Annotated in this window: 5 protein-coding genes; 3 read left to right on the top strand and 2 right to left on the bottom strand. The window is 68.5% G+C overall.

From position 1 onward, the window contains the following. A partial coding sequence (locus tag K9U41_RS21755) for a glutamine synthetase family protein (RefSeq protein WP_282642932.1) occupies positions 1 to 915 on the bottom strand: 915 nt, incomplete at its 3' end. A gap of 251 nt (positions 916 to 1166) precedes the next feature. Between K9U41_RS21755 and K9U41_RS21750 the strand changes: the two genes are divergently transcribed. The 3 genes from K9U41_RS21750 to K9U41_RS21740 are packed head-to-tail and all read left to right on the top strand — an operon-like array spanning position 1167 to position 4262. Continuing rightward, complete coding sequence (locus K9U41_RS21750) at positions 1167 to 2678, top strand: sensor histidine kinase (protein ID WP_349237866.1); 1512 nt, start codon at positions 1167 to 1169, stop codon at positions 2676 to 2678. Further along, positions 2671 to 3108: a response regulator gene (locus K9U41_RS21745; RefSeq protein ID WP_282642931.1), complete on the top strand. Its 438-nt coding sequence runs from the start codon at positions 2671 to 2673 to the stop codon at positions 3106 to 3108. The genes K9U41_RS21750 and K9U41_RS21745 overlap by 8 nt, the downstream gene beginning before the upstream one ends. After that, positions 3108 to 4262, top strand: coding sequence for a response regulator (locus K9U41_RS21740; protein WP_282642930.1), 1155 nt, complete (start codon positions 3108 to 3110; stop codon positions 4260 to 4262). The genes K9U41_RS21745 and K9U41_RS21740 overlap by 1 nt, the downstream gene beginning before the upstream one ends. Before the next feature lie 132 nt (positions 4263 to 4394). Here the strand turns inward: K9U41_RS21740 and K9U41_RS21735 are convergent, their stop codons facing one another. Beyond that, positions 4395 to 4748, bottom strand: coding sequence for a (2Fe-2S) ferredoxin domain-containing protein (locus K9U41_RS21735; RefSeq protein ID WP_282642929.1), 354 nt, complete (start codon positions 4746 to 4748; stop codon positions 4395 to 4397). Between the last annotated feature and the right edge of the window lie 182 nt (positions 4749 to 4930).

Raw genomic sequence — 4930 nt, 5'->3', positions numbered from 1 at the left:
GCGCAGGGCCTCGTCCCCCACCCCGTCCTCGCGGGCGAACAGGTTGCCGCCGGCCTGCTCCATCAGGCTCACATGGACGTGCATGCCGTTGCCGGCGAAATCCGCCAGCGGCTTGGCCATGAAGCTGGCCTTCAACCCGTGCCGGCGCGCCACGCCGTCGATCAGCCGGCGCAGCAGCACCGCGTCGTCGGCAGCCCCGAGCGGATCCACCCGGTGATAGAGATTGACCTCGAACTGGCCGGGCGCGGCCTCCGAGATCACGGTATCGGCTGGCAGCCCCTGCGTGACGCAGGCGGCGCGCATGTCGTGCAGGACCTCGGCGAAGGCGTCGAGGTCGGACATGGCATACATGTTCTGCCGCGCCTGCCCCGTGGCCCGGAACACCGGCTCGGGCGGCGCGCCCGGCACGTCGGACGGCTTCAGCAGGTAGAATTCCAGCTCGAAGGCGACGCAGGGGATGAGCCCCCGCGCGGCGAAGCGGTCCACCACGGCGGCGAGCTGCTGGCGTGGATCGAGCTTCCACGGCCGGCCGCGGGCCGAGCCGTCCGGCTCGTGCATGGTGATGAGCACCTGCGCGGTGGGGCGCAGCGCCCAGGGCACCGGCTTCAGCGTGCCGGGCACCGGCCAGCACAGGCCGTCCTTGTCCCCGGTCTCCATATGGATTTCGGTGGCCTCCACCTCGCAGCCCCAGATGTCGAGGCCGAAGATGGAGAGCGGGATCGCCACACCGTCCTTCCAGATCTTGCCGAGGGAATGGCCGGGAATCCACTTGCCCCGCAGCACCGCCGAGGTGTCGGGCAGGAGAACCTCCACCACGTCCGGCGCGCCGAAGGCCGTCAGATAATCCGCCACCTCGTCCGTGACCCCGGGGGCCGCGGCATCGTCGGGTCGACGGTCTGGAACCTGGACCTGCATGACACTCCATTCAAAAAAACGTCGATTTCCTGTTCATCCAAGCGCGAAGCGCGGGAACCTTCAAGCGCGACGATGATTATGCACCTGCAGCGGTACTGCGGGAGCAGGGAGCGCAGCCATGCGGCGCCTGTCAACAGAAGGGAACGTGACCACCAGATGAGGACGGCGGCGAGACCCCCGCGGGGGTCATTCTCATCGACGCACCCTGAGGACACGCAGGGCGGCCCAGGACGTTCGGGAGGGAATGCACCATGGCGCTGGTGATGCCCGCCGCCCGTGCACCGGCCCGCCGGCTGCGCCTTCCCGGCCCGACGCTGCTGCTCGTCCTCGGGTTTGCGGTGCTGGCGTCCATCAGCGCCCTCTCCGTCACGCTGGTGTACCGCGCACAGGACGACGCCGACGGCGTGACCCATACCTTGCGCGTGATGAACGCGATCTCCCAATTGCAGATCATGATTCGGCGGGCCGAAAGCGCCGAGCGGGGGTTTGTCATCACCGGCGGCGAGGGCTTCCTGCGGTTTTACGAGGAGTCCAGAGCCCGCGCCCTGCCGACCCTCGACGAAATCGGCAACCTGACGCAGGACAACCCCGTCCAGCAGGCCCGCGTCGCGGAGGCACGGCCGCTCCTTCAAAGACGGTTCGAAGCCTTCGAGCGCGCCATCGCCCTGCGCCGCAGCGGCGATGTGGAGGGTGCCCAGTCGGACCTGAAGTCCGACCCCACCGAGGGCGCCATGACCCGCCTCGGCACCATGCTCATGGAGATGAAGGCGGCCGAGACGCAATTGCTCGACAGCCGGGCCGCGGCGTCCCGGCACAGCGCCAGCTGGCTCACGGCGGTGAGCGCCGGCGGTTTTGCCGTGGTTCTGGCCCTCGGCGGCCTCGCGCTCTATCTCAACCGGCGTACCATCACCGCCCTTGAGACGGCGCAGAAGGAGCTGGAGACCGTCAACGCCGGCCTGGAGCAGCGGGTGGCCGACCGCACCGCCGACCTCAAGGAAGCCAACGACGAGATCCAGAGCTTCGCCTACATCGTCAGCCACGATCTGCGCTCGCCGCTGGTGAACATCATGGGCTTCACCAGCGAGATCGAGACCATGCGCACCGACCTGTTCGATCGCCTCGCGAAGCTGCGCGAGACGGCCGGCGAGGGGCGGGAGGCGGACGGGGAGCTTGCCGCCGATTTCGAGGAGGCGCTCGCCTTCATCAAGGCCTCCATCACCCGCATGGACCGCCTGATCAATGCCATTCTCGCCCTGTCGCGGGAGGGGCGGAAGGAATTCATGCCCGTGGACGTGGATGTGGGTGAGCTGATCGCCAGCATCGCCGGCTCCATGGCCCACCAGACGCAGGAGGCGGGCGCGCAGATCCGGGCGGCGCGGCTCCCCGTGATCCACTCCGACCGCCTGGCGCTGGAGCAGATCTTCACCAACCTCCTCGACAACGCCCTGAAATACCGGCGCGAGGGTGTGCCGGGCCTGATCGAGGTGAGCGCGGTGGACACGCCCGGCTTCGTCACCTTCGTGGTCAAGGACAACGGACGCGGCATCGACCCCAAGGATCGCGGCCGGGTGTTCGAGCTGTTCCGCCGCTCCGGCCGGCAGGACCGGCCGGGCGAAGGCATCGGCCTTGCCCATGTGCGGGCATTGGTGCGACGCATGGGCGGGCTGATTTCACTGGATTCCACGCTGGGCGAGGGCTCGACCTTCAAGGTCACGCTGCCGCGCCGCCTGCCGGCGGACAACGGAAAAAAGGGTCATGACTGAACACGTCACCATCGTGATGGTCGAGGACGACGAGGGCCACGCGCGCCTCATCGAGAAGAACATCCGCCGCGCCGGGGTGCGCAACGACATCCTGCCGTTCACCGACGGCACCAGCGCGGTACAGTTCCTGTTCGGCGCGGACGGGACCGGGCGCGATCATATCGGCCGGGCCCTGCTGGTGCTCCTCGACCTCAACCTGCCGGACATGACCGGCGTGGAGATTCTCACCCGCATCAAGCAGAACGAGCATCTCAAGCGCTCGCCCGTGGTGGTGCTCACCACCACCGACGACAAGGTGGAAATCCAGCGCTGCTATGATCTCGGCGCCAACGTCTATGTGACCAAGCCGGTCAATTACGAGAATTTCGCCAACGCCATCCGCCAGCTCGGGCTGTTCTTCTCCGTCATCCAGGTTCCGGAGACAGACTGATGGAGGGCTCCGTTCCCGAACCCGCCGCCCCGCCCCAGGACGGGACATCCACGCCACCGGCCCCGCTGCGCGTCCTCTATGTGGACGACGACCCGGGGCTGGGACGCCTCGTGCAGCGCCAGCTCGGGCGGCTCGGGTTCGAGGTGGTGCTGGCAGGCTCCGGAGAGGAGGGGCTGGCCCTGGTGGCGGCCGAGCGCTTCGACGTGGTGGCCCTCGACCACTACATGCCGGGCCAGGACGGCATCGCCACCCTGCGCGCCATCCGCGCCCTCGATCGTCCCCCGCCGGTGGTCTACGTCACCGGCGCCCAGGACGGCCGCCTCGCCGTGGCGGCACTGAAGGCGGGAGCCGCCGACTATGTGGTGAAGGAAATTCAGGCCGATTTCGTCGAGCTGTTGCGCGCCGCCTTCGTGGCGGCGGTGGAGCAGGTGCGCATGCGCCGCGCCCACGAGGCGGCGGAGGCCGAGATCCGCGCCGCCCGCGACCGCTTCGAGGCGCTGGCCGCCGAACGCGCGCTGCTGCTGCGCGAGATGAACCACCGGGTCGGCAATTCGCTCCAGATCATCGTGTCGCTGCTGAACGTGCAGGCCAGCGCCACCGAGGACGGGCGGGTGAAGGAAGCGCTGAACTCCGCCCGCAACCGCGTCTCGGCCGTGGCCCAGGTGCATCGCCGGCTCTACACCTCCGACCAGATCGCCACCGTGGCCCTCGACCAGTATATCGGCTCGCTGCTGGACGACCTGCAGGTCTCCGCCCACCGGGACCATGGCGGCATCACCATCACCCTGGATGCGGACCCGATCCACATCGACCCCGACCGCGCCGTGGCGGTGGGCATCATCGCCACCGAGCTGGTGATCAATGCCCTGAAATACGCCTATCCCCGCGGCGAAGGCGCGGTGCGGGTGGCGCTGAAGCGGCAGGGCGAGCGCATCGACTTCACGGTGGAGGACGATGGGGCCGGGATGGGGACCGGGATGGGCGCGGGCATGGCGGCGCCGAAGGCCGCGGAGACCGGCGCGGCCCCGTCCACCGGGCTCGGCACCCGCATCGTGCGGGCCATGTCCACCAAGCTCGGCTGCGAGCCCACCCTGGATGCGCGAAAGACCGGCACCTGCGTGCGGCTCACCTTCCGCCTCGCCGAGCACGCGTGACGGCACCGCCGGGCGGCGCCGTCAAATTTCGGACCATCGGCCTCGGTCTTCGACCGATGCCAAGTGGGTTTCGCTCAAGCGCCGCGCGGGCTTGACCAATGGCCCATGAGAAACGCTCACGGGCCGTTGATCTCAGATGCGCGGGACGATGATGAGCCGCTCCACCGGCTTGCCGCCGAGGAGGTGGGAGGTGACGATCTCGTCGATGTCTTCCGGGGATTTCGGCGTGTACCAGATGCCCTGCGGGTAGACGACCATGATGGGACCCGCCTGGCAGAAGCTGAGGCAGCCCGAAGAGGTCATGGCGATGTCGCGCCGGCCGGACGCCTCCAGCTTCTTGCCCAGTCGCTCCCACAGGGGCGCCGCGCCATTGGCCCCGCACGAGCCCCGCGGATGCTGCGGCGGCCGCTGCGTGAAGCAGCAGAACACGTGGTACGTGTAGACCTGCGGGATATCGAGGACTTCGCTTTCGGCAGCTTCAGACATGACGGCTCGCGACTCAGTGGGGCTGGTCTGGAGCCATTCAAAATACGTGCCGGAGCCGCAGATACCTCATAAATCCGTTTATAGCCAATATGTTGTCACGGCACAGCCCCACCCTCGGGCGGGTGCGCGCGCCGCCCAAAGCCGACAAGGGCGGGAAAGCGACACAGGAGGCCCCCCCACCC

Source organism: Xanthobacter autotrophicus (assembly GCF_029991245.1).
In the GTDB taxonomy this organism is placed as follows: domain Bacteria; phylum Pseudomonadota; class Alphaproteobacteria; order Rhizobiales; family Xanthobacteraceae; genus Xanthobacter; species Xanthobacter autotrophicus_C.
This window is presented reverse-complemented; position numbering and strand designations above follow the sequence as displayed.